Here is a 23263-nt window from a genome sequence, read left to right as displayed (position 1 = left end):
CGCAGCGAGAAACCGGCAAAATAGCTGCGTCCATCATTCTCCGTTACGGCCGGTTGGCACCGGGCACGTACTACTTAGTCAACGTGCCGAACCACTCAAGGTTCACGCTCTTAGAAGAACGAGACGAACTTTTTCGAAGAACAGGCGGTCTTAAGCTCTGCGCCAAAGAATGATCGTCAGGAAGGCGCCGGCGATTGCGGCGATGTAGAGGAGCAGGCTCGGTAGAAGCTCCAAGATGACTCCAATGTGGAAGCCCATGAACGAACCGGCGATGCCGACGAGGGCATAAGTTACGTCGCCAATGCCCGTTGCTTCGGCAACCCGTCGTCCCAGCCAGCTGCGGCCGCCACGGTTCATGAAGATGCCGACGACAATTCCGATCAAGACAAGCAGGATGAAGGTGGTGATGGCCGTCGTCAGGATGGGCATGTTGGTTCTCCCCTTGCGCTAAGCCTAAACGCTCAACATGCGAATAAGTTCAACCGCGATACGTGTTTTCAAACGCCGCCTTCCTCCTTCATCTCAGGCTAACCAGTTCGCGAGGTGGTGCTCGCTCGTGCGCGCAGCCGGCGTAGATTCCCTGGATCGTTGAAGCCCAAAGGAGTTCTCGCATGTCGAAACAATCTGTAGTCGGCGCCGCATTGGGACTTGCTGCCTTGATCTCTATGCCAGCTGCATCCGAAGCGCATTGCCTTGGATACAAGCACTTCCGATCCGATGTCGCTTCCACCGTTGACGGCACGACGACCTTCGTCAAACGCGTTGCCGACCGGACGGTCCGGTTCGGCGACCGCGTATTCGGCTGGATTAGCTGCAAGCACGTTTGAGATCCCGCCCGCATACCTGGCGGCTCTGATCGGGCCGCCAACTCTTCAGTCCAGGCCGGTCACGGAAGCTCGTGCTACAAAAGGCTTGGCGCCGATTGCAAGCGCAGCGCATAAAGGCGCTCGCCAGACGAATATCGACGAGGGCGCACGATGGCCGGTATTACAACAGCAAGCTTGCTGGTGGTCATGTTCGTTGGAACGATCATCGGCGCTTTGGTCGGCATGTTCCTCGGTAACTCAATTCCGCCCGGGCCATGGCTTGCCATTCTCGCTGGGTTGGCGGGCACCGTGCTCGGCGCCGTCGTCCGCAATTTTCTCGTCGACCAGGGGATTGCTGTTGGCGAATATGAAGCGGCGCTGCCGACGCCTATTCTGATCTTCGCTGCGGTGGCGTCGGTGGTCGGAAGTCTGGCCGGACTGGAAGTCGCTCTCCTGATCGGCGAGTCCTTCCCCGTCTGGATCGGAGCGCTGGCCGGGCTGCTATCATCGATCCTCACAAGCCTGCTCGTGATAGCCTACCACCACACACCTCCTGCAAAACCTTGAACGCGCAAGAATAAGTCCGCTTTCAGAACCCCGGTGCGCCCACTGTGGCTGCGCTGGCACACCATCTTAGAAATTCGTCCAATATGCCATTTGGATTAGGCGCGCGGCGCCTGCGCGGCTAGCCTCACCCTCGGCCGATCAGCCTATGCACTGATGTGCATCCGGACGGAGGGATTCATATGTCCGAGCCTCTGCTCATCCATATCCATGTTCCGAAGTGCGCCGGAACAACCGTCGAGAACCACTTGCACGCCGAACTCGGCGAAAACGGTTTTTGGGCGCCTGGAAAGCGGACGAGGAAATTTCCTCTTGGCTGGTTTGGTCGCAAATACAATGCGACGCCGCGTGCCGCGGTCAAAGATATCAGAGCCATATCCGGTCACTTCGTTGGGCGTTCGGTCGAAGACATGTTTCCCGACCGCCGGATCGTTCGGTCCATCATTCTGCGCGAGCCGGAAGCCCTGCTGCTGTCGTACTACAATTACCGCATGATGCGGTACATGACGCGTGGGCAGAACGCATATGGGTTTTCGCTGTTCCTGCGCGCCACACGGCAGAACTTCATCACTCATTTTCTGCTTGAGCGTTGGCTCGAGCTTCCGTGGATCCAGCTGATCCACATGCGGGATGAGCAGAAGGCCGCGCTGCTCGACGAAATCATGGCTTCGGTCGATCACGTTTCGCACATTGGCGAGACCGATCAACTCGTCGGGACGATCTCGGAGGAACTCGGCATTTCGCCTCTGGCGCAACGCCGGAACACGGCTGAAGCAAATCAACAGATGACCGGGTGGAAAATTCTTCGTGCGGGAGAAATTTCCGAAGCGGACCGCATCGAGCTAAAGGCGCGAACCAATCTCGATCGGTATCTCTGGCGCCGGTGGGTCCTGAAGGATGGTGCTCCGTTCCGGCCCGAGCCTGCGCGGAGGTTCGTGCAGACAGAAATCGTTCGGCCACGCTATCAGTGCGAACGTCGCCTCGCGCGCATGTTCGGTTGATGCGGATGCTGAGCCAGCTCGAAGCGATCGCTATCGAAGCGGGAAAGCTGATTTCGCAATATCGTGCGTCGGGCCCGAGCGTCGTCCAGAAGTCCGACGGCAGCCCAGTTACCAATGCGGACGAGGCAGCGGAGGCGTTGATCCTGCGCGAATTGCACAAGCTCGCGCCGGGAATTCCGATCATCGCCGAAGAGGCAACTGCTTCGGGTGCGATCGATCCAGTTTCGTGTGGGGCGGTTTTCCTTGTCGATCCGCTCGACGGGACCAAGGAATTCATTCGCGGTAGAGACGACTTCACCGTGAACATCTGCCTCGTTGAAAATCGGCGACCAAAGCTCGGGGTGGTTTTTGCGCCCGCGCGGCATGAGCTTTTTAGCGGCGATGGTTCGGCATCATACCGCTGCCGCCTTGCCCAGGATGCATCTATCGTAGAGCGGGTTACGATCCGCTCGCGCTGTTCGCCAGACAAGCTGACGGCCGTTGCGAGCGCTTCTCATGCTGGAGTTGAGACCGACGAGTTCCTGCAAACGCTGCCGGTCGATAGGAAGATATCGGTCGGGTCGTCGTTGAAGTTCTGTCTTGTTGCCGCTGCCGACGCTCATATCTATCCGCGGTTCGGACGAACGATGCAGTGGGACACCGCCGCGGGCGATGCCGTGTTGCGCGGGGCAGGCGGCTGCACGTTGACTCGAGATGGCGAGGAACTCGAATATGGTGTGCTGCGCGCGAACGGCACGTTCGACAATCCTTATTTTGTCTCGTACGGGGGACATGCGGATGTTTTGCGCGCGCTTATGGCGGCGCCTGCACTCCGACCTGCGGAACCGGCTGTGCTCCAGGACTAAGCGGCCTTTCCGGGCATCGTATTCTGCTCATTCCACGCGAATTTGCGATTTGCGGCTCCAGTCATGACGAAAGCTAAGAGCTGATATTGCCCGCTCGAGGCTCCATTCTCGCGCGACTTGGCGATATAACCTCGGCATCGTGAGATCGTGAGAAGGCTAAGGCGATGGCAACTTACAGCGGCGCATGTTTTTGCGGGGCAGTGAAGATCGAGGCGAGCGGATCGCCGGAAGCGAGCGGCTACTGTCATTGCCAATCCTGCCGTTCGTGGTCAGCGTCGCCGGTCAACGCATTCACGCTTTGGAAGCCGGAACATGTACGGGTAACCGAGGGCGAAGGGTTCATCGCCATGTATCAGAAGACGGCCGCAAGCGAGAGGAAGTATTGCTCCAAGTGCGGCGGCCATATCATGACCAACCACCCGGGCATGGGTCTCGTCGATGTTTTTGCCGCCATGCTGCCGGCATTGCCCTTCCAGCCAGCGATCCATGTCAACTACGCCGAAACTGTCCTGCCCATGAAGGATGGGTTGCCGAAGTTCAAAGATTTTCCAGCCGAGGCGGGTGGGTCCGGCGAGATGATCTCCGAGTGAATTGCATCGCTCGCACGAACGCTCGCCGCGATCTTACTGTGAATGGCGGATGAACGAGGCTTTTTACACTCCGCGCGAGATCGAAGTGGGACTGAATGGCTCGTGAATATCGCCGTTTTTTCCGGCGTCGCAGGCATGTCCGAGTATCCCTTCTCGCTCACGTTTTGACCTCCATCTCCTAATCAAGCGCGGCATCTCTGCAGTCGTGAAACTAACTGCGGGCCGTCGCGTTTGGCGGGTATCGAAATGGCGCGTCGCGCACGACCGCCGATTGGAGGAAACATGAGAAAGCTTATTGGGCTTGCAGCGGCGCTCGCCACGGCGCTTCCGCTGGCAACGCTCGGCGCCGCAACCGCAGATGCGGGCTATAGAGGCGGTCATGGTTGGAACGGTGGACACGGTTACCGTGGCCATTACGGCGGCGGATACGGTCGCGGTTATCATCGCGGCCGTGGACACTGGCACAATGGCCGCTGGATTGCCCTCGGCGTAGGCGCTGCCATTCTCGGTGCAGCCGCGGCGGACCGCTACTACGGCGGCGACTGCTACTACCGCGATGGCTATCGCTACTGCGATTAGGCCGTCGTAAACCAACGCACCTTAAAGTTCAGCCTCGGCTCACCAGCCGGGGCTTTTCGTTTGGGGGGCTGAACCGGGCGTTTTGCACAGCCAGCTGTGCAATACTCGTTTTGTGTGGATGCTCTGGCGGCCGCCTCTTGGCCCGCCCCGACTCAGTATGGTGCTTAAAGCGCGTTGTCGGAGGGTTGATTTATGTATGGTGCGACCGCGTCGAAGCTGATCACGTCCCTGGTGCTCGTCGTTGCTGCCGCCGGCGGGCCCGCGAGTGGGGAAAAGACGAGCGAGGCTGCTCGTATCCAAAAACCCGTTGTTCCTGCAAGCACTTCTCTCCTCGTCGCCACGATGGCGGACGGTCAACTGGAAATGGAATGGGTGCCGAGGGAGATCTGCGAGCAGGTGTCCTCTTCGGTGGCAGCGGGTGATGCGGTTGCTGGCGTCCGGCCGGATGGCGTCAGGGTCTATATCGCTAAAGCGAATTGCAGCACGCCGCGTGTCGACCCGGAAGCTCCGGGCGTGAAACTCACGGCCGTGGAAGGCGGAAACTGAGCGGACACGCGCCGGTCAAGCGAACGATGGTGGCCCCTTGATACGGGCGACCAGTTCCGTTGCGTTATGAGCTTTCATCCTGGCGAGCAGTCGCGCGAGTGAAGCGTCAGCCGCGGGCTGGGACATCGATAGTGTCCAAGCCGCGCGTTCGAAATTCAATCCTTGGACAAGCAAGGCGAGAAGGCGCTCGTCTTCAACTGCAACGGCGCGATGACCGGAGTTCATCTCATGGGCAGGGCGTTCCATCCGTCGTGCCGAGTTGGCGAAAACGGCGACACGCGCCAGATCCGAACCAGCAACAGAGCGTGAAACGTCCTTGCTGATGGGCATGACGCGCACTGCCAAGGCAGAGGTGTCGATCCCCTTGATCGCAAGCGAGGCGACGCGAGGACCCGGGGCGCTGTCGGGCAGGCAGGCGGCCCTGGCAATCGCCGTTCTGAGTCTCATATCCGATGCCCGTTCTCGCGCGGCGAGTTCCTCGTCGAGGCAGAGCAGCGCGCAGCCGTCGAGAGCACATTGCCCAGCCGCATTGGCGTGAAGAATACGGCCCTGCGCATTCGTCAGTATCATTGCGGTCGAGGTGCTTTGCATAGTTGACGGATTGTAGTCGAGGAGCGCCGCGACGCTTGCCGCTTCGCGAAAATAGGGCGTGAGCTCAGCGAGAAGTGCTGTGTCGGCATGGTCGAACGTTCCGGCTCGGTGCGGCCGCATGATCATGACTGCTGAGAAGGCTCGCGCGGTGCGCGCGAGCGGAACGATGGCGGTGTCAAGCAACCCGTGGGGCTGCATGATCTTTTGTCGCCAGATCGAATGATCCCGCTGGCCAATGTGAAGAAACGCACTTGTTATGATCGGCCGTTCGATGCCGAGAAGCCATATAGCGGGAACCGCCGGGTTCAATGGCGCCGCCGCAGTCATTGCTTTTTCGAATTGCGAGTTGATATTCCAGCGGCCAGCAACCCGCAGATTGTCTTCGCTCGGGCTGTAGACGATCAGTGCCGCCGCGCAACCCTGCACAAGCTTCGAGGTCTTGTAGAGAACGTCGCTCCAGCGCGAGGGGTCAAGCGCGCTATCGTAGATGTCGCCGATAAAATCGAAGGGGCCGCGTTGTGCAGCAGTGCAATCGACATCTGCCAAGGCGGACCCCTTCCAAAATAAGCGCGGTAATATTGAAAGGTAGTTGCAATACATCGTCTTTGAGCAAGGCTAAATAGGTTTGGCATCATCCGTTTGAATAATAGACGCCGCTTTTGTTCATTCGGTAGTCGGATTGTTGCTCCTTGTACGTCGCATTGTCTTTGCTGAGTGATCGTCGTTCATAAGGATCGCACGAGACGGGTCTCACGCGGCGTCGCGTTGTCCTGCGATGCCGTCGTGCAAAATTTTTCGAATGACGTCGGCTGGTCCCGGGCGATTCAACAGAAATCCCTGGACCAGGGTGCAGCCGTATTCTTTCACGATTTCAAGCTGCTCGGTGGTCTCGACGCCTTCGGCCGTGGTGCGCATGCCGAGTGTTCGGGCGAGATCGACAATCGTCGCCAAGATCGCTCGCGCCTCCATCGAGACAGCAAGATCACGAACGAACGACCGATCGATCTTGATCTTTTGGAAGGGCACGTTGGTGAGTGAACTCAACGACGAGTACCCGGTGCCGAAATCGTCCATCGCAATTTCAACGCCCAGATCGCAGATCTGCCCCAGTACGTTGCGGGAATGCTGGAGGTCTTTCATGATCATCGATTCAGTGACTTCGATCGTCAATCGATGCGACGGCAGGCCGGATTCGGCGAGCGCGGCCTTCACCGTATCGACGAAACTCTCGGCCTCGAGTTCGATGGCACTGACGTTCACCGATACGCTCGTGTCGTCCGGCCATGACATCGCTTCGATGCATGCTTGACGCAGAACCTTCGCTCCGAGTTCGGCAATCATGCCGATTTCCTCTGCGATCGGGATGAAATCAGCAGGTGAGGCGAGGCCGAGCCGCGGGTGGCGCCAGCGCAGCAGAGCTTCCGCGCCGACCGGCTTCATCGTCTTGAGACAGAAGATGGGCTGATAGTGAAGTTCGAAGTCGTTGCTTAGGATTGCCTCGCGCACTTCACCTTCGAGCAGCGTGCGTGCCCGGACCTTCGCGTCCAATTCGGGCTCGAATAGACGAACCGTCCCGCGTTGCTCTTCCTTGGCAGCGTAAAGTGCTAGATCGGCCAAGCGGAAGAGTTCGTCCGGGTCACAGCTGTGGTCGGGCGCCATTGCGATGCCGATGCTGCCGCTACAAGTCACGTTCTTGCTGCGAATTCGGATCGGCTCATTGATGATCGAGATCAGCCGCTGGGCAAGTCGTAACGCACTCCCATCCTGATCTAGGTCGACGACCAGCACTGCGAACTCGTCGCCTCCGAGCCGAGCCACGGTATCGGTTTCGCGTACCGCGGACGTCAGCCGATCAGCAACGGTCTGCAAGAGCTCGTCGCCTGCAGCGTGGCCAAGCGTGTCATTCACAAGCTTGAAGTTATCGAGGTCAAGCAACAGCAGCGCCATTCGCTCGCCCCGTTTGGCGCGCGCGGTGGCAAGCTGCATTCGTTCGGCGAGGAGATGGCGGTTGGGCAACGAGGTCAATGGATCGTGGCGCGCCATGTAGGCGGCCTTGCGGTCTGCTTTGCGCCGCTCCGTCACGTCGATGGCGGCGATCAACAGCGCGTCCTGACCTTCGTGGATGAGCGGTCGAACGTAGACTTCAACTTCGATTGAGCGTCCGTCACGGCGGTAATGCTTGAACAGCTGCGCTTCGTCGGTCGGTGTGATGTGCTGGATGCCGTGCTCGCGCGGCAGGACGAGTTCGCCCTTCTGGATGTCGCGCAATGACATCAGTGAGAAATCCTTGCGGGTATAGCCGTAGTGCGCCACAGCGGCGTTATTCACGGCAAGGATTGCGTACTTGTCTCGGCCGACCACGAACATCGGGAGCGGATTGTTTTCGAACAGGAGGCGAATGGAAGCTTCGCGCTGTTTCAATTCAGTGATGTCGATGCGGAGGCTGATAAGGCCGCCTTCACTTGTCCGGCATTCTTCGATGAGATAGCAGCGGCCATTGTCGAGCAACTGTTCGTGCGGCGCAGCCGGGGTGTTCAGATTCTTCAGGCGCTCCGCGAGCCAAGCTTGTTCACGGCCGAACGCCTGGGGATACATCTGGCGTTCGAGGCCTACGCGAACGGCGTCTTCCAAGCTTCCGCCAACGACAATCGTGTCGAGCGCGCGATGATAGATCTGGGCGTAACGTTCATTCCAAGCGACGTAGCGATTGTCAGCGTCGAGAATGACAATGCCTTCAGGGAGGATGTCGATTGCTTCCTTCAGGCGATTGTGCGCCTTCTCGAGCTCGGCCTTCTTAACGGATATCGCTTGCTCTTGGGCTTTCAGATGTTCGTTGAGTTGGTCGCGAAGCGCAATCTCTGCCGAAAGCCGCTCTCTCAGCCGAGCCTGGGTATCGATTACTTCCGCAAGCAACATCACGATAATGAAGACCGTGAGTATGCGGAGCTGCATTATCTGGATATCGGTCAGCCAAGCTTGGTTCGGAGCATCGGGTGCGTAGTGGAAGCCCGCCGCGGTTCCTGCGAGAAAGATTGCAGATATCACCAGGATTGCCGTTGAAGTGGCGTCCGGTCCAAGCCGATAAGCGATCATTACCAAGATCGGGAGTACGATAAACCCGAGCGTTGCTTGCGGAAGGACGACGACCACGAAAGTGGCGAGGGCGAGTGCGGTGAAAAGAGCATAGCTTTCCCATGCGGCGGCGGATGTGGAAGGCCGCACGTGTCGACTTTGGCAAAGACGAACGACGGCGGGGGTCACGGTGAGCAGACCAAGCAGGTCGGCGAAGAACCATGACCCAAAAGTGCTCCAACTCGGCGCGGCCAGCGTTAGGGACGCAATAAGGGCCGCGACTGTCGAGGACAGCAGCGCGCCGGTCACAGAAGCGATCGCAAAAGAACCCAAGAATCGGACGCTTCGGAAAGCGAATGGCTCCTTTTCCTGGAGTTTCAGCAACGCGAGGCCGGTATAGACTTCCAACGTGTTCGATGCGGCGAAGCCGATGTTGGCTGCTAGTCCGCGATGGGCGAGATAATTCGCCAGGACGTTGGCGAGGAAGCTTAGCGCAAGGATCTGGTGGCGACGCCACGGGCGCCGCGCGATGATGAGCGCCGCATAGGTAATTCCGTTGGCAGGCCAGAGGGTCGCTATACCGTCAGCATCTTTTGTGAATTCTGCCGATAAATACGCGACAGTGCCAAAGGCGACGGCAACGGCGAGTGCCTTTGCAAGTCCCTTCCGATCAGACGTGTAGACGCTTCTCCATGGCGACGACATGCCTAAAACTTTCATTTCCCTACAGGCGTCTTTGCGCCTGCGCATTCCATTCCTGATCGCAATGTTTCGGACAGAGTCAAAAGAGAAACGCGAGGCATTTCAGGGACTCCGCTCGTATTTCTGCGAATTCGGAATACGCTGAATGGCTTTCATTAATTTTAGGTCAAAAGTACTAGGGCATCCGCTCTGCTTTTGGAAATTTGGCGAAATATAAACGCATATTCACAATTTCGAGCGAATTGCACGGAATCGAAATGGAAACATTCGGATAAATGAGCGGGAATAAGCCCTCAATTTGCGTTCGTTGTAGCGACTCACAGCCCGTATCGACGGCTCAGCCGGCAAAACCGGGGGCGCAGCTATGTGCTGACGTCAGCTCGCACCTGCAAAATGGGAATTGGTGACACCTCGACGCAGAACGATTTCCCCCTGATCTGCCGTTAGTTAAGCAGGGCTGTTACAGCGCGCTGCGGCGAAGGCTGGTCACGTGAGGGGCACATCGGAATGGACGCACGATCTGCAGACAGCGCGCCGCCGCGTGCCGAGTCATCCGCAGCGCTGACGCCGGCGCAGGTGCGCCTCGTGCTCTTCGCGCTCGGCATGGGCGGATTCGCGATAGGCACGACAGAATTTGCAGCCATGAGCCTGCTGCCTTATTTCGCGGCCACCTTCGGCATCACCGAGCCGACGGCAGGTCACGCAATCAGCGCGTACGCTCTTGGCGTTGTCATCGGGGCGCCGGTTATCGCTGTGCTGGCCGCTCGGTGGTCTCGTCGACGCTTGCTGCTGGCGCTGATGGCCTGTTTCGCCGTTTTCAACGTCATGACGGCGCTTTCGCCAAGCTATGAGTGGATGGTTCTGTTCAGATTCATCAGCGGCCTGCCTCACGGCGCGTATTTCGGCGTCGCAATGCTCGTTGCTGCGTCGCTCGTGCCGCCCAATCAGCGGACGCAAGCGGCGTCGCGGGTGCTCATCGGATTGACGATCGCGACCATTGTGGGCGTGCCTGCTGCAACTTGGATGGGCCAGGCTTTCGGGTGGCGATTTGGGTTTGGCATCGTCGGCCTTCTGGCGTCGCTGACAGTATTTCTGGTTTGGAAATATGTGCCCGTTGATGCGCCGACGCCCGGCGCGAGCATGACACGGGAATTGGGCGCTCTGAAACGGCGTCAGGTTTGGCTTACGCTCGCAATCGGCGCCGTCGGTTTCGGCGGTATGTTCGCCGTCTATTCATACCTCGCTTCGACGCTGATGGACGTGACGCGAGTTGAGCCGTGGGTCGTGCCAATCGTGCTCATGGTTTTCGGCTTGGGCCTGACGGTCGGCACATACGTTAGTGCATGGCTCGCGGATCGGGCGTTGATGGCGACGGCTGGCGGACTTCTGCTGTGGAGTGCGTTCTGGTTGGCCGTCTTCCCTCTCGCGGTGACCAACATCTACGCTGTGACGATCGTCGTATTCATGATCGGTTGCGGCGGCTCGCTGGGCGTACCGCTGCAAACGCGGCTGATGGACGTCGCTGACGATGCACAGACGCTTGCCGCCTCGCTCAATCACAGCGCCTTCAATACGGCGAATGCGATCGGCCCGTGGCTCGGAGGGCTGGCGATCGCGCAGGGCTATGGATGGAGTTCGACGGGATACGTCGGCACGGCTCTGGCGATTGGAGGCATGGTATTTTGGGCGATCTCGATGGCGACCGACCCAAAACATGGGCGTAATGTCTCACATCACCCGCGGACAGCGGCGGGTGAATGATGAGACAGTGATGGGGAAGATGCAGCTCTCCGATTTGCTCGGAGAGCAGCTTCTCGTCAGTTCATGTGCCAGCCGTGGCTTACGATGATGCTTTCGCCTGTCATCGCATTGGTCTTGAACGCGGCAAGGAACAAGGCAACTTCGGCGATATCCGTGACCATCGTGAATTCTTTGTCGACGGTCTCGCCGAGCATCACTTCCTTGATGACGCGTTCTTCGGAGATGCCGAGTTCCTTCGCCTGCTCGGGGATCTGCTTGTCGACGAGCGGCGTGCGTACGAACCCCGGACAAATGACGTTGGCGCGGACGTTATGCTGTGCACCTTCCTTTGCCATTACGCGGCCGAGGCCGAGAATAGCGTGCTTCGCTGCGACATAGGCGGACTTCAACGGTGAGGCTTCGTGGCTATGCACGGAGCCCATGTAAATGAGCGCACCGGATTTCTGCTTGTACATGTACTTCACGCACGCCTTGGTCGTGAGAAATGCGCCATCGACGTGAATGGCCATGATCTTCTTCCAATCGGCGAACGGGAAGTCCTCGATCGGATGCACGATTTGAATGCCCGCGTTCGAGACCAGAATATCGACCGTGCCGAAGGTGGCAGCGGCCTTCTCTACGCCGGCATTCACTTGTTCCTCATTGGAGACGTCCATAGCGACGGCGATGGCATCTTTATCGCCACCGAGCTCCTTGGCCGCGGCCGTAGCGGCTTCGAGGTTCAGGTCGGCGATGACGACCCGGCCTCCGGCTTCGACGTAGCGTCTTGCAATCTGATGGCCAATGCCGCTTGCCGCGCCCGTGATCAGCGCGACCTTGCCGTCAAGTTTCATGAGGCGTCTCCTTATTTCTCATCGAGGTAGTCGTAGACGACCTTGCCGAGGCCTAGCGTCAAATCGGCAAGAATGTGGGTCGCGGAGATGATCTCGCGGACGGGAAGATCGGCTATCGGCGCAAGCGCGTGCGGACGAAGGTCGAGCGCTCCTGGTCCGGTCCAGGCGCCTTTGATCGTCACATCTTCGAGGCGATAATCGACAAGCTCGAGAATGCGCGGGCTGCCGTCGACGTGCGGGATGATCTTCAGCAGGTAGTTCGGCACGGCGAGCGATTTCGCCACGGCGGCGGGGTCGAGGGCCTTGTGCTTGAATCCCATCGTTCCCGTGGCGATGCGGACGCTGCCGTAGTCGAGGGTTCCAACGAGCGTATCGATGTCCGGTCCCAGCGTTGGTTTGGCGAACTTCTTCGGAAAACCCCAAAGTTCGCGGCCGCCGTAGATAGGAGGACCGTCGTTGAGGAACATGGCATGGGTGTAGCCGCCTTCCACGCCAATGAACTTGACAGGGATGACCTGACCGGACTCGGTATAGTCACCGAACCCGGTTGAGTTCGGCATGCGGATGAATTCGTATTTGACAATGGGGTCGTCGAACGTGAGCGGTTCGGGAACGACTTTCTCGAGGGCTTCGCGGTCGGTGCGATAGGTGATGATCAGGTATTCACGGTCGATGAAGCGATAGGGGCCAGGAGGGAACGCAGGACTTGTCAGAGGCATCGCAAAAGCGCGTTTCTTGACGTCCGCAATCTTCATGAGTTGGTCTCCGGCGATGAGGGGGATAGTTCCTTTGTGAGGTCGAGCACCATCAACCCGTCATCCGGCTTTTGCCGATTTATCCAGGAAGGGTGAGAGAGTGTGTGCTCGACGTCGTCGATACCCGCGCGCCAATGCTCGTTGACGGTGTAGCGAGAGAATTCATAGTCGTTCGACTGCGTGGAATAAACCGCGCGGCGATGAATGAGATGGACCACGGTGATCGCGGCGTTGCAGCTGTGGGTGGACAAGAGCTCCCAGTCAGAGGTCGATTTGATGTCGTCGGGGAGAACACCATCGAGACGCCGGACGGCGCGACGCAACGACTGAATGAGTTGCGAATAATCGGTGCCCATCCGTGTGCGGCTTGAATAACGGATCTCTTTCTCACGCGTGTGAACATCAAAGAGGTTCTCCGGCATCTTGCCCCGCGCGCTGAACAGATCCAATTGGAAGATGCACATGTCGGTGCGCGGGATGCTGCCGTCGAGCACGTATTGCAGCGGCGTGTTCGAGACGATTCCACCGTCCCAATAGAGCTTGCCGTCGATCTCCACCGGCGGAAAGCCTGGAGGCAGTGCGCCGCTCGCCATGATGTGTTCCGGCGTAATCGTCTCGGTGGCGCTGTCGAAATAGACTTGGTTGCCAGTCACGACTTCCACTGCGCCGACACTGAACCGCGTCTTTCCTGAGTTCAGAAGATCGAAGTCGACGAGTTCGAGTAGCGTCGCCTTCAGGGGAGTCGTGTCGTAGATGCTGATCGCCTGTGGCGTGCCGGGCGGCATCAGAAGTGCCGGCGGATAGCGAGGATCGAAGAAACCTGGAGCGCCGGTGGATGCCACAAGAGCTGCGCTCGTTTCGTTGAACAACTTGCGCGACGCGTTATCGGTCGCGAGTGGCGGGAGCAGCAGGTGACTCGAAACGCGATCCCAGAATTCGCGGAGACGCTTCACGCGCCGCTCGGGCGGATTGCCGGCAATCAGGGCCGAGTTGATGGCGCCGATCGATATCCCGGCGACCCACTCCGGTTCGAGCCCTTGAGCTGCGAGCGCCTCGTAGGCGCCGCCCTGATAAGCGCCGAGCGCTCCGCCGCCTTGGAGGACCAGAACCTTTTTTTCGCCGGAGGTGCCGTTGGATTGAGCCATTATGTCGATCTGCCGAGCTGGGGGACGCTAGGAGACAGCGAAAGTGCGCGAAGCACCTCGCGTTAGGCTCTGCTGCGATGCAGCAGAACGGCCCGAAAGGCAAGTGGGGGCGGCACCGAAATTTAGTTACGATGAAGAGAAGCTTACGACGCTCCTAGAAGCGTTCGAATGGCAATGGAATGAAAAGGATCTATGCATGGACCCAGCACGGCTCGCCGACATCTACCGGTCATATATCGATTGTCTGAACGCGCAGGAGTGGCAGGCGCTGAACCGGTTTGTTCGTGACGACGTACAGCATAATGGCCGCTTGCTGGGGGAGCGCGGCTATCGCGAGATGCTCGAGCAAAATTTTAGCGAAATTCCAGATCTCCGTTTCGAGATCGCGCTGCTGGTCTCGCAACCGCCGCTGATCGCGAGCCGTCTTGCATTCCACTGCACGCCGAAAGCGACGTTTCGCGGAGTGGCGGTGAATGGAAGACAGGTCTCGTTCACGGAAAACGTTTTCTACGAGTTTCGTGATGAAAAAATCGCGCGGGTCTGGTCGGTGATCGACAAGGCGGCCATCGAAGCGCAGATCGGTTAGTGGCCGCCGGCTCCAGCGGGGACGGCGCCGGGTTTTCGCATGAGGAGCGTGAACACCCCAGTCACAGCGAAGAGAACGGTGAGCACGATGAAGAGATCGGCGAACGAGAGCACGTTTGCCTGATTGCGCACGAGCATCGCGAGCTTCTTCAACGCCGCGGCATCGCCATCGGAATGCATCGCCATGCCGAAGTTTTGCTGCATCATAGCCAATTGTTCTTCGGCAGCTTGATGCCCCCAAGCGACCTGTTCGTGCAAGCGTGCGAGATGCAAGTCGAGTCGCTTATTGAGTAGCGTGTTGATGGCGGCCAGACCCACGGCGCCGCCGAGGTTGCGGGTGAGATTGAACAATCCCGACGCATTTTTCATCTGGTCGTGCGGCAACGTTCCCAACGACAGGTTGGTAATCGGCACCATGCACAACATGAGCGACGAGCCACGCAAAATCTGCGGCACCATCAGTTCCCAGAAGTCCCAATCGGGCGTGATGTAAGACGCGATATAGGTTCCGAGTGCAAAGCCGGCGAAGCCGATCAGCATCATGTATCGGGGATCGATCAGTGCTGAGAGCCGGCCGCTGACCGGCGCGGTCATGAACATCGCGACGCCGGTCACGAACATCGTCTGACCGATCATCAGGGAATCGTATCCGCGCACCTGCCCCAAATAAACGGGGTAGACGTAGGTCAACCCGTAGAGGCCGATGCCCATGGTGAAGCTGAAGGCTGAACCGAATGCGAAATTGCGATTCTTGAAGGCGCGAAGCTCGACGATCGGATCTTCAGCCGTCGCCGCGCGCCAGAAGAAGATCAGCGCGCCGAGAACCGTGAGCACGCCGAAGACTGCAATCGTCTGATCGTCGAACCAATCGTAGCGCGGCCCCTCTTCGAGAACGTATTCGAGTGAGCCTAGGAACATCGCCATCCCGATGAGGCCGACGAAATCGAAACGATCGAGGAGCGCGTAGTTCGGTTTGTCGAAATCAACGAGAAAGAAGACGGCGATGGCGACGAGAATACCCGGCACGACATTGATGAGGAATAACCAGTGCCAGGAATACGTGTCGGTGAGATAACCACCGACGGTCGGGCCGATCGTCGGCGCAAGGGTCGCGACAAGGCCGATGATCGGTGAGACGATGCTTTGCTTAGATCGCGGGAAAAGCGTAAAGGCCACGGCAAATACGCTCGGGATCATGCCGCCGCCGATGAAGCCCTGGATCGCACGATAAACGATCATCTCATTGATGTTGGTGGCAGTCGCGCACAGCGCGCTGGCCGCCGTGAAGCCCACGGCCGCACTGAAGAACAGGACCCGTGTCGAGAACACTCGCGCCAGAAAGCCCGAGAGCGGGATCATCACAACTTCGGCAATCAGATAGGACGTTTGAACCCAGGTGATCTCATCGGAACTCGCCGAAATGCCCGCCTGGATTTCCTTCAGAGAAGCCGAGACGATTTGAATGTCGAGGATCGCCATGAACATGCCGAAGACCATGGCGAGAAAGCCCGCCAGTTCGCGCGGCGTAACCCCGATCCAATCGAGTTTCTTCGGTTCGTCCGAATATGTGGTGGCTATCGTCATTGCCCACTCTCAGGCTCGTCAGAGGCCGTCCTAGTTCTGGGCGGTATTGTCCGGCTTAGATGCTGCGGCCGACCGCGTATCTACGCTGACCACAACGGACAGTCCCGGGCGCAGCTTGCCTTTTGCTTCGGATGCAGGGATCGCGATGCGCACGGGTACGCGCTGGACGATCTTGGTGAAGTTGCCCGTCGCGTTCTCCGGGGGGAGAAGTGAAAACTGCGAGCCGGACGCGGGAGAAACGCTTTCAACTGTGCCCTTCAGTGCCTCGCCGTTGAGCGCGTCTACCCAGACGGTCGCTTTCTGGCCCGCCGTGATCGGGGGAAGCTGCGTCTCTTTGTAGTTTGCATCGACAAACACCTTGTCGAGCGGCACCACGGCCATCAGACGTTTGCCTGGCGTGACGTAATCGCCGACTTGGACGCCACCGCGGTTACCGACGACGCCATCGAAAGGCGCATAGATCGTGGTGAAGGAAAGATCGCGCTTGGCTTGGTCGACGGCGACCTGGAGTTCCTTCGCTGTCTTTTCCGCCTGGATGCGCTGGGCATGGAGCAACGCTACGTTCGCGTCAGCGGATTGAATGCCGGCTTCGTTGGCTTTGACCTGTGCTGTGGCGGAGTCGCGCGCGGCGACCGCCGCATCAAGCGTAGACTTGGACGCGTAGTCTTTTGCCGTGAGAGCATTCGTGCGCTCAAAGTCGGCTTGCGTCTTGATGACGTTGGCCTTTGCTGCATCGAGTTGAGCGCGCGCTTGGCTGGCGGTCGCTTCCGCTGCACGGATTTGAGCTTCGAACGTCTGGATGACCGCCATTTGCGTCGCAAGCTTCGATTCAGCCTGCTCGAGCGCGAGGCGGTAATCGCCCTCGTCAAGATGAACGAGGACTTGCCCGGCTTTGACCGCTTGATTGTCGACCACGGGAACGTCGGTCACGATCGCTGAAACTTTGGGAGAGACTATCGACATATAGGCGCCGACGTAGGCGTCATCGGTCGAGATCATGAAGCGGCCGACGGTGAAGTAATCGTAGCCAAAGTAGACAGCGGCGAGGAGCGCCAGGATCCCGAGACCGATGAAGATCGGCTTGCGATGCGAGCGCGGCTTGGCGGTATCGGCGGGAGTCGTGGTTTCAGCGTTTCGCGCCCGCGCTTCGGCCTCGTCAGCCTTTGCCTGCGGTGCGCCGCGGGGCGTGGATACCGGTGAGATGCTGCTCACGCGCGCCGGTGCCGGCCCAGTATGGCTGTCGCTCGTCTCCTGCGGTGCCGATCCGGCTTCTTCCTGCGAACTCTTCAAAACGCTGTTCAAGTTATGTCTGCCCATCACGCCCGCCTCGCTTCATGGACGATTGAACGTTGTACTGAACCATTTGGTTCACTTTGCACTTGACATACAGGCTGGAACGGTAGAGATCAAGATGAAACTGAACCGTCTGGTTCGTTTTTTACGATGTTTGAATTGAACCGCGGGTTTCGATCGGGTAGGATGAGGTTATGGAAGGTTCACAGTTCACCGGCTCTGGCCCCAAGGATGAACGGCGCGGCGGTCGGCCTGCAGCAGGCACCGACCCCGCGAAGCGGCGTCAGATTCTCGACGGCGCGGGTAGGATCTTTTCCGAGCTAGGGTTCGATGCCACGAGCATGAGCGACGTGGCGCGTGCGGCGCAGGTCTCTAAGGCAACGCTGTACGTCTACTTTCAGGACAAGGAACATCTTTTCACGGCAATCTGCGCGGAGCATCGCGACCGGCATATCGCTGAAAAGATCGCGCTCCTCGATGTCGATCAGCCGCTTGAGGATGTCTTGTATCGTTTCGGAATCGAGATGCTCGAGACGATGGCGGCGCCTTTCGTGATTGCGGCGCATCGGATCGTCATCAGCGTGGCCGAACGAATGCCGGAAATCGGTTCGGAGTTCTATGAGGCGGGACCGGTCCGCGTGATCAATGCGGTGGCGAAGTATCTCGACCACCACGTTGCGGCAGGGCGCTTGAACATTCCCGACACCCGGCTGGCAGCTGCGCAATTGTGCGAGGTGATACAAGGCGGGTTGTGCAAAGCCCGCCTTTACGGCGTTATCGCCGGTGCTCCGCCGCGCGAGGATATCGAGAAGAACGTCAGCTCCGGCCTAGCGATGTTCCTCAAAGGCTACGCGGCCTAATTCGCGCGGAAGCGCCGCCTAGGGTTAGGCGACGCTTTCCTCCGCCATCGTCTTTTCTGCAAAATCGAGATCGCTCCACTCTGCCGGAACGCCGGAGAGCGCCCGCCAGTCTGGCAAGCTCGCGAGGGTCGGATCGATGTAGGTGTGGTGCCAAAGCTGGGTCGCGAGTACGGCAACGAGGCCCAACTCACCCGACTGACGCTGATAGCCCCACCAGGAAAGGTTCTTGTAATCGGCGCGCCATTTCGCGACCGCCTTGGCATCAAAGTATCCGGCCTTCTTGATCGACTCATCACTGAGAAGCTCGTCGACGTAGGGCAGACGCTGTTCGAGGAAGAACCCGTCGAGCGGGGCACGGAACATGCCTTTCGGACGCCAGGCGATGGATTTCGGTAGCCACTTCTCGGCCACGCGGCGGAGCAAGTATTTCTCGGTCAGGCCCTTGAGCTTCCACTTCGGATCGATGCCGGCGAGGAAGTCGAAGACGTTGTTGTCCAGGAACGGATAGCGCATCTCGACCGACTGGCTCATCGCGATGCGATCGCCCTTCAGGCTCAGGAGCTGGCCGGGAAGGTGGATCTTGCCGGCCCAGTAGACACCGCGGTTCACGGGATGCCATTTCGCGGCGCGGCCGGCGTCCGGATCGATCGCGAGATAGGGATCATGGCTGCTCAGGCCAGCCATCATGCCGGGGCTATAGAAGCGGAAGCGCGAGGCGCCAAGAAGGTCGTAGAAGCGCTGGAAGGCGTGCATGCCGCCCGATGATTCCACGCACTTATCGAGGTAGGCGATCGCTTCGTCGTTGCACCCGAGCCACCGATGGAAAAGCCGCTGCATCCGCGGCGGGAGCGCTCCGCCGGACGCCTTGCCCATCCATTCGATAATGCGGTCGAACTTGTACCATGGATAGCCCGCCAGCCATTCGTCGGAGCCTTCGCCGGTCAGCGCGACTTTGAAGCCTTTCTCGTGCACCTTGCCGGCAAGCATCATCAAGGCCGTGCACGAGGTATCCGTGACGGGCGCTTCTGTTGCGACGAGTAGGCGCTGATAGTTCGAAACGATTTCCTCTGACCCGCACGCGACGACGTAAGGATCGGCCGAGAGGTGCTTCGAGATGATCGACGCCTGCTCGGTCTCGTCCAGTTTCGGATCGCGGATCTTGACGGTGAACGTCGCGGGAGCCGCTCCAAGAATGTCTTTCGCCATGGCGACGACAGTGCTGGAATCGACGCCCCCGGAAAGATAAGAGGCCACCGGCACGTCGGCGCGCAGGCGACGCTTCACAGCGTCGTAGAGAACGGCTTCGAAGTCTTTGACGAGTTTTTCTTCGTCGGCAAAACGCGTCTCTTTCCCCATGTCGGGGAAATTCATCTGCCAGTAGGTGCGCTCATCGATGTGAGCGTCTTCGCCTACGCGGCCTCGCGATATTGTCAGGAAATGGCCTGGAGGCAGGATGTTGATGCCTTCAAAGCAGCTTGCGGGTCCGGGAACAGCAAGGAAGTTGAAGAGGGCATCGATGCCGCGGGGATCAGCTTTCGGTTCTACGAGGCCGGTCGCCAGAATGGTTTTGATCTCTGATCCGAAGACGAGCCAATCGGTGCCGAAGCGGGTGGTGCGCGTCCAGTAGAGCGGACAAATTCCGAACCGGTCTCGCGCCAGGATGAACTTCTGTTTGCGTTCGTCGAACAGGGCAACGGCGAACTGGCCGTTGAACTTCTCGAACATGTCTTCTCCGTACTGTTCCCACATGTGCGGAAACAGTTCGGTGTCGCAATGGGTCGTCAGTGTGTGGCCGAGGCCGCGAAGTTGCTGGCGCCAATCGTCGTGATCGAAAATCTCGCCGTTGAAGATAGCCGCGATCGACTTGTCTTCGTTGAAGACCGGCTGTTGACCGTCGGCGAGACCGACGATGCTCAAACGGCGCGCGGCAAATCCAAATCCAGGCCGCTGAAGGTATCCGTCTTCATCGGGACCCCGATGGAGCATCGCATCGGCGGCGCGCTTCAGGACCGAGAGAGGTACCGAACGACGGCCCTTGAGATCGATAATTCCGAAAATTCCACACATGGGGTTTCCAACGGTTCATCAGCTGAACGGCAGGCAATCTGCCGGTCAGAGATAGGTATCGCTTTCGGCGGCGTCCCACTCCGCCGGTTTTCTTTAGGGACGCGCTCGCCGGCACATCGTCAGGCACTGAGGGCAGTTGATTGCCGAGCCGGAACCTATATTGCCAGTCCGGCTCATAATGGTGGTTACCGCGAGCGACAAATACGCACGTTGCCGCCGCGGATTAGACCGAACAGCCTAAAGCCTCATAGCACATTGTTACTGGGCGGGAAGAACGCAAGGGTTGCATCCCAGGACGATAGCTCTGATCGAGCAAGATAATTTCCTCATTGGCGTTCAGTATCGAGGGGACTTATTCCCGACGTAAACGGCAGTTACCGCCTGTGAGCCTGTTACTCACCTCGGCGCCGCGACATGAACGCGAGACGCTCCAGCAGCTGAGCATCCTGCTCGTTCTTGATGAGTGCGCCGGCCAACGGCGGCACCAGTTTGCGAGGATCATTCTCCCGCACGAGCGCTGGATCGATGTCTTCGTGAAGAAGCAATTTCAACCAATCGAGAAGCTCGGAAGTGGATGGCTTTTTCTTCAGTCCTGGCACTTCGCGAAGTTCATAGAAGACGCGGAGCGCATCGCTCACGAGCCGATTTTTCAGGCCCGGAAAATGCACTTCGACGATCTGGCGCATCGTTTCGGTGTCGGGGAACTTGATGAAATGGAAAAAGCAGCGGCGCAGGAACGCGTCGGGCAGTTCCTTTTCGTTATTCGAAGTGATGATAACGACTGGTCGTGTCGTTGCCTTGATCGTCTCGCTCGTCTCGTAGACGAAGAACTCCATGCGGTCGAGTTCTTGCAGAAGATCGTTGGGAAACTCGATGTCGGCTTTGTCGATCTCGTCGATCAGCAGGACGCAGCGTTCCGGAGCAGCGAACGCGTCCCACAGTTTTCCGCGCTTGATGTAGTTGGCGATATTCTTGACGCGTTCGTCACCAAGCTGGCCGTCACGTAGCCGTGAGACGGCGTCGTACTCGTAAAGACCCTGCTGCGCCTTGGTCGTCGATTTGATATGCCACTCGATTAGGGGCGCGCCGAGTGCCTTTGCGACTTCTGCCGCAAGAACGGATTTGCCAGTTCCCGGCTCTCCTTTGATGAGGAGAGGCCGCTGTAGCTTTACAGCGGCGTTGACCGCGATCTTGAGATCGGGCGTCGCGACATAGGCGGAGGTACCTTCGAAATTCATGGTTCGTCACTAAACTCCGAGGGCTTGTCCTCGCAAGGTGACCGAAGAGCACTCCCACACAATCAAGACTGGGACCGCTCATTGCGATCCTTGCCCTGATAATATGTTAGAAGCTTGATTTATCTCGGTAAAAATCGCAGCCCTAAAATTTATGATAGCGACGGGCCGAGCTTGACTCGGAGGGCATCGCACATAGATAAGGGGCGGCCGAACGAGGCCGACTCACAGTAGAGCTTTTTTCGGCGGAGGAAGATCGGCTCGAGCGAACGCAGCCTCTGGAGAGGCGGACGATGAGCAAGGCAACCGGCACGAAGGCTGCGAAGTCCAAAACGGTCTCCAGGAAGACCGCGACGAAAGCCAGTGGCGCGGGCAAAAGTGCGGTATCGCGCACAGTCATCGCTAAGCCAGCAAAGGCAAAAAAGCTCGCAGCTGCGAAAATTAAGGTGGCAAAGGCTGCCGCAAAGAGTACGCCAAAAAAAGGCCCGACGGGGAAGGGCGCTCAGGCCGTTAGCAGGTCTATCGCGGAGCCGCCGAGTGAGGTGAAAGCTCCGGCGCGAACATTAGCGGTCGCCAAGTCGACGGCTTCGAAAAAGTCAGAGGGTACGAACAAGAAGATGGCTGCCCGCGTAAAGATTGCAGATATCGTTCTTCCGCCAGGCTACAAGCCTTCGGAAAGCGAGCCGTTCATGAATGACATGCACAAGGCCTACTTTCGAAAGCGCCTGCTCGACTGGAAGGATGAGATTCTCCGTCAAACGCGCGAGACCCTCGCGATTCTTCACGAGGATTCCACGCAGCACGCCGATCTCGCCGATCGCGCGACGTCTGAAACGGACCGGGCGACGGAGCTCAGAACGCGCGACCGGCAGCGTAAGCTCATTGCGAAGATCGATGCGGCGCTGGGCCGGATCGAAGATGGCTCGTACGGATACTGTGAAGATACCGGCGAGCCGATCGGGTTGAAGCGTCTCGATGCTCGGCCGATCGCCACCTTGTCGGTTGAAGCCCAGGAACGCCACGAACGGCGCGAAAAGGTCTATCGCGAAGAGTAGGTGCGTTAGCGCGCGCTCCTGCAGCGTGAGGGGTGTCGTTTCGACACGGCGGTTCACCACCTCTTAAGGGATTTGCCGGACACTTTCACATCCGCGATTGCGGGGAGTGGTGTCCGTGACTGTGCATGCAAAATATTTTATCGCGCTTCTGGCATTAGGCGCGAGCGTGCCGGCGAAAGCTGGCGAACTCGACCTTTCGCCATTTCGTGCCGGCGATATGGAACAAGGGTCATTGTCGCGCGCTTCGCGTACGCCTCCGCCCCGCCAGGTGGCGACGGGTTCTCAAATGCAGACCGCGCATGCGTCCAGCGCGGTTAGCGATTTCAATCTGAAAAAAATATCGATGGCCGACTTCGGCGACGTCGAGCCAGAGAAATAATTCATTTCGTTGCAAGGTTACGGCGCAGGCTCGTTTGCGCGGCTGAAGATCGGCGCACGTCGGATTGCAGCGGGCTCCGCCTCGGAATTTGGTACGACCGCACGAGCCGGCGGGCCTTGAATGCCTGTCTCGACGACGACGTCAACCGGACCGCCGGTCAACAGAAGATGCTCAACGTTATCGCGGCGAATCAAGATCAGCTTACGCCGGCCGTCGATGTTGGCGTGATCCACGACTTCCAGCCGACGATCGCCCTTTGGCCGAAAGAGCAGCGCGCTCGGCGACGTACCCGTTAGATACGAGCGCAGGAAGATTGTGCCGCCAACGCTTAGGACGGCGAAGACGATCAGCAGGAACGTCCAAAAGAAATAGCTTTGCATTTTTTGACTGCCTCGCTGGCTGATCGGTGCGGATA

23 protein-coding genes are annotated in these 23263 nt (G+C 58.8%); 12 read left to right on the top strand and 11 right to left on the bottom strand.

The window, feature by feature from the left end:
- Positions 1-150: 150 nt before the first annotated feature.
- The gene (locus EKK30_RS00220) at positions 151-429 is read right to left on the bottom strand and encodes a transglycosylase (protein WP_290978494.1); all 279 of its coding nucleotides are present in this window, start codon (positions 427-429) and stop codon (positions 151-153) included.
- A gap of 182 nt (positions 430-611) precedes the next feature.
- Between EKK30_RS00220 and EKK30_RS00215 the strand changes: the two genes are divergently transcribed.
- From EKK30_RS00215 to EKK30_RS00185, 7 genes are all read left to right on the top strand, one after another.
- On the top strand, positions 612-827 hold the full coding sequence (locus tag EKK30_RS00215; RefSeq protein ID WP_290978492.1) for a hypothetical protein: 216 nt from the start codon (positions 612-614) through the stop codon (positions 825-827).
- A gap of 150 nt (positions 828-977) precedes the next feature.
- Positions 978-1373: a glycine zipper 2TM domain-containing protein gene (locus tag EKK30_RS00210; protein ID WP_290978490.1), complete on the top strand. Its 396-nt coding sequence runs from the start codon at positions 978-980 to the stop codon at positions 1371-1373.
- A gap of 179 nt (positions 1374-1552) precedes the next feature.
- On the top strand, positions 1553-2371 hold the full coding sequence (locus EKK30_RS00205; protein WP_290978488.1) for a sulfotransferase family 2 domain-containing protein: 819 nt from the start codon (positions 1553-1555) through the stop codon (positions 2369-2371).
- Between the two features lie 5 nt (positions 2372-2376).
- The gene (gene cysQ / locus EKK30_RS00200; protein WP_366927308.1) at positions 2377-3216 is read left to right on the top strand and encodes a 3'(2'),5'-bisphosphate nucleotidase CysQ; all 840 of its coding nucleotides are present in this window, start codon (positions 2377-2379) and stop codon (positions 3214-3216) included.
- 164 nt (positions 3217-3380) lie between these two features.
- Entirely contained in the window at positions 3381-3806 is a 426-nt protein-coding gene (locus EKK30_RS00195) for a GFA family protein (protein WP_290978484.1), read from the top strand.
- Positions 3807-4088: 282 nt separating this feature from the next.
- On the top strand, positions 4089-4385 hold the full coding sequence (locus EKK30_RS00190; RefSeq protein WP_290978482.1) for a hypothetical protein: 297 nt from the start codon (positions 4089-4091) through the stop codon (positions 4383-4385).
- Positions 4386-4577: 192 nt separating this feature from the next.
- Positions 4578-4931, top strand: a complete 354-nt coding sequence (locus tag EKK30_RS00185; RefSeq protein WP_290978480.1) for a hypothetical protein — start codon at positions 4578-4580, stop codon at positions 4929-4931.
- A gap of 15 nt (positions 4932-4946) precedes the next feature.
- Here EKK30_RS00185 and EKK30_RS00180 read toward each other — a convergent pair whose 3' ends face one another.
- Positions 4947-6068 carry a hypothetical protein gene (locus tag EKK30_RS00180; RefSeq protein WP_290978478.1) on the bottom strand — a complete coding sequence of 374 codons (1122 nt, stop codon included), beginning with the start codon at positions 6066-6068 and terminating at the stop codon, positions 4947-4949.
- Positions 6069-6272: 204 nt separating this feature from the next.
- Positions 6273-9299: an EAL domain-containing protein gene (locus tag EKK30_RS00175; protein ID WP_290978476.1), complete on the bottom strand. Its 3027-nt coding sequence runs from the start codon at positions 9297-9299 to the stop codon at positions 6273-6275.
- Positions 9300-9803: 504 nt separating this feature from the next.
- Here EKK30_RS00175 and EKK30_RS00170 point away from each other — a divergent pair.
- A complete protein-coding gene (locus EKK30_RS00170) occupies positions 9804-11057 on the top strand; it encodes an MFS transporter (protein ID WP_290978474.1) in 1254 nt (417 codons plus the stop codon).
- 56 nt (positions 11058-11113) lie between these two features.
- Here the strand turns inward: EKK30_RS00170 and EKK30_RS00165 are convergent, their stop codons facing one another.
- From EKK30_RS00165 to EKK30_RS00155, 3 genes are read right to left on the bottom strand one after another with little or no spacing between them, the layout of a single operon-like run.
- Positions 11114-11890: a 3-hydroxybutyrate dehydrogenase gene (locus EKK30_RS00165; RefSeq protein WP_290978472.1), complete on the bottom strand. Its 777-nt coding sequence runs from the start codon at positions 11888-11890 to the stop codon at positions 11114-11116.
- Positions 11891-11901: 11 nt separating this feature from the next.
- On the bottom strand, positions 11902-12645 hold the full coding sequence (locus EKK30_RS00160; protein ID WP_290978467.1) for an acetoacetate decarboxylase: 744 nt from the start codon (positions 12643-12645) through the stop codon (positions 11902-11904).
- Positions 12642-13790 (bottom strand): patatin-like phospholipase family protein, encoded by a 1149-nt coding sequence (locus EKK30_RS00155; RefSeq protein WP_290978466.1) that lies wholly within the window; start codon positions 13788-13790, stop codon positions 12642-12644. The genes EKK30_RS00160 and EKK30_RS00155 overlap by 4 nt, the downstream gene beginning before the upstream one ends.
- A 196-nt stretch (positions 13791-13986) precedes the next feature.
- On the opposite strand from EKK30_RS00155, the gene EKK30_RS00150 reads away from it, so the two are divergent.
- A complete protein-coding gene (locus EKK30_RS00150; RefSeq protein ID WP_290978465.1) occupies positions 13987-14376 on the top strand; it encodes an ester cyclase in 390 nt (129 codons plus the stop codon).
- On the opposite strand, the gene EKK30_RS00145 is transcribed toward EKK30_RS00150, so the two are convergent.
- The gene (locus tag EKK30_RS00145; protein WP_290978463.1) at positions 14373-15959 is read right to left on the bottom strand and encodes a DHA2 family efflux MFS transporter permease subunit; all 1587 of its coding nucleotides are present in this window, start codon (positions 15957-15959) and stop codon (positions 14373-14375) included. The genes EKK30_RS00150 and EKK30_RS00145 overlap by 4 nt on opposite strands.
- Positions 15960-15989: 30 nt before the next feature.
- Complete coding sequence (locus EKK30_RS00140; RefSeq protein WP_290978461.1) at positions 15990-17276, bottom strand: HlyD family secretion protein; 1287 nt, start codon at positions 17274-17276, stop codon at positions 15990-15992.
- Between the two features lie 170 nt (positions 17277-17446).
- Here EKK30_RS00140 and EKK30_RS00135 point away from each other — a divergent pair, with 170 nt between their 5' ends.
- A complete protein-coding gene (locus tag EKK30_RS00135) occupies positions 17447-18112 on the top strand; it encodes a TetR/AcrR family transcriptional regulator (protein WP_290978459.1) in 666 nt (221 codons plus the stop codon).
- Positions 18113-18136: 24 nt separating this feature from the next.
- Here the strand turns inward: EKK30_RS00135 and asnB are convergent, their stop codons facing one another.
- Positions 18137-20179 (bottom strand): asparagine synthase (glutamine-hydrolyzing), encoded by a 2043-nt coding sequence (asnB, locus tag EKK30_RS00130; protein WP_290978457.1) that lies wholly within the window; start codon positions 20177-20179, stop codon positions 18137-18139.
- 392 nt (positions 20180-20571) lie between these two features.
- Positions 20572-21417, bottom strand: a complete 846-nt coding sequence (locus EKK30_RS00125) for a MoxR family ATPase (RefSeq protein ID WP_290978437.1) — start codon at positions 21415-21417, stop codon at positions 20572-20574.
- 290 nt (positions 21418-21707) lie between these two features.
- Between EKK30_RS00125 and dksA the strand changes: the two genes are divergently transcribed.
- A complete protein-coding gene (gene dksA, locus EKK30_RS18130) occupies positions 21708-22469 on the top strand; it encodes an RNA polymerase-binding protein DksA (RefSeq protein WP_366927307.1) in 762 nt (253 codons plus the stop codon).
- A gap of 115 nt (positions 22470-22584) precedes the next feature.
- A complete protein-coding gene (locus EKK30_RS00115) occupies positions 22585-22848 on the top strand; it encodes a hypothetical protein (RefSeq protein ID WP_290978435.1) in 264 nt (87 codons plus the stop codon).
- Positions 22849-22865: 17 nt separating this feature from the next.
- Here EKK30_RS00115 and EKK30_RS00110 read toward each other — a convergent pair.
- Positions 22866-23263 (bottom strand): hypothetical protein (locus tag EKK30_RS00110; protein WP_366927306.1); only part of this gene is annotated, 398 nt, incomplete at its 5' end.

It is taken from the genome of Hyphomicrobium sp., from assembly GCF_003987855.1.
Classification (GTDB): Bacteria; Pseudomonadota; Alphaproteobacteria; order Rhizobiales; family Hyphomicrobiaceae; genus Hyphomicrobium_B.
This window is presented reverse-complemented; position numbering and strand designations above follow the sequence as displayed.

What these genes read in the sequence shown, in the direction of transcription:
- EKK30_RS00220 (WP_290978494.1), bottom strand. Translation starts at nt 429, where the DNA reads ATGCCCATCCTGACGACGGCCATCACCACCTTCATCCTGCTTGTCTTG.
- EKK30_RS00215 (WP_290978492.1), top strand. Translation starts at nt 612, where the DNA reads ATGTCGAAACAATCTGTAGTCGGCGCCGCATTGGGACTTGCTGCCTTG.
- EKK30_RS00210 (WP_290978490.1), top strand. Translation starts at nt 978, where the DNA reads ATGGCCGGTATTACAACAGCAAGCTTGCTGGTGGTCATGTTCGTTGGA.
- EKK30_RS00205 (WP_290978488.1), top strand. Translation starts at nt 1,553, where the DNA reads ATGTCCGAGCCTCTGCTCATCCATATCCATGTTCCGAAGTGCGCCGGA.
- cysQ (WP_366927308.1), top strand. Translation starts at nt 2,377, where the DNA reads ATGCTGAGCCAGCTCGAAGCGATCGCTATCGAAGCGGGAAAGCTGATT.
- EKK30_RS00195 (WP_290978484.1), top strand. Translation starts at nt 3,381, where the DNA reads ATGGCAACTTACAGCGGCGCATGTTTTTGCGGGGCAGTGAAGATCGAG.
- EKK30_RS00190 (WP_290978482.1), top strand. Translation starts at nt 4,089, where the DNA reads ATGAGAAAGCTTATTGGGCTTGCAGCGGCGCTCGCCACGGCGCTTCCG.
- EKK30_RS00185 (WP_290978480.1), top strand. Translation starts at nt 4,578, where the DNA reads ATGTATGGTGCGACCGCGTCGAAGCTGATCACGTCCCTGGTGCTCGTC.
- EKK30_RS00175 (WP_290978476.1), bottom strand. Translation starts at nt 9,299, where the DNA reads ATGTCGTCGCCATGGAGAAGCGTCTACACGTCTGATCGGAAGGGACTT.
- EKK30_RS00170 (WP_290978474.1), top strand. Translation starts at nt 9,804, where the DNA reads ATGGACGCACGATCTGCAGACAGCGCGCCGCCGCGTGCCGAGTCATCC.
- EKK30_RS00165 (WP_290978472.1), bottom strand. Translation starts at nt 11,890, where the DNA reads ATGAAACTTGACGGCAAGGTCGCGCTGATCACGGGCGCGGCAAGCGGC.
- EKK30_RS00160 (WP_290978467.1), bottom strand. Translation starts at nt 12,645, where the DNA reads ATGAAGATTGCGGACGTCAAGAAACGCGCTTTTGCGATGCCTCTGACA.
- EKK30_RS00155 (WP_290978466.1), bottom strand. Translation starts at nt 13,790, where the DNA reads ATGGCTCAATCCAACGGCACCTCCGGCGAAAAAAAGGTTCTGGTCCTC.
- EKK30_RS00150 (WP_290978465.1), top strand. Translation starts at nt 13,987, where the DNA reads ATGGACCCAGCACGGCTCGCCGACATCTACCGGTCATATATCGATTGT.
- EKK30_RS00145 (WP_290978463.1), bottom strand. Translation starts at nt 15,959, where the DNA reads ATGACGATAGCCACCACATATTCGGACGAACCGAAGAAACTCGATTGG.
- EKK30_RS00140 (WP_290978461.1), bottom strand. Translation starts at nt 17,276, where the DNA reads ATGGGCAGACATAACTTGAACAGCGTTTTGAAGAGTTCGCAGGAAGAA.
- EKK30_RS00135 (WP_290978459.1), top strand. Translation starts at nt 17,447, where the DNA reads ATGGAAGGTTCACAGTTCACCGGCTCTGGCCCCAAGGATGAACGGCGC.
- asnB (WP_290978457.1), bottom strand. Translation starts at nt 20,179, where the DNA reads ATGTGTGGAATTTTCGGAATTATCGATCTCAAGGGCCGTCGTTCGGTA.
- EKK30_RS00125 (WP_290978437.1), bottom strand. Translation starts at nt 21,417, where the DNA reads ATGAATTTCGAAGGTACCTCCGCCTATGTCGCGACGCCCGATCTCAAG.
- dksA (WP_366927307.1), top strand. Translation starts at nt 21,708, where the DNA reads ATGAGCAAGGCAACCGGCACGAAGGCTGCGAAGTCCAAAACGGTCTCC.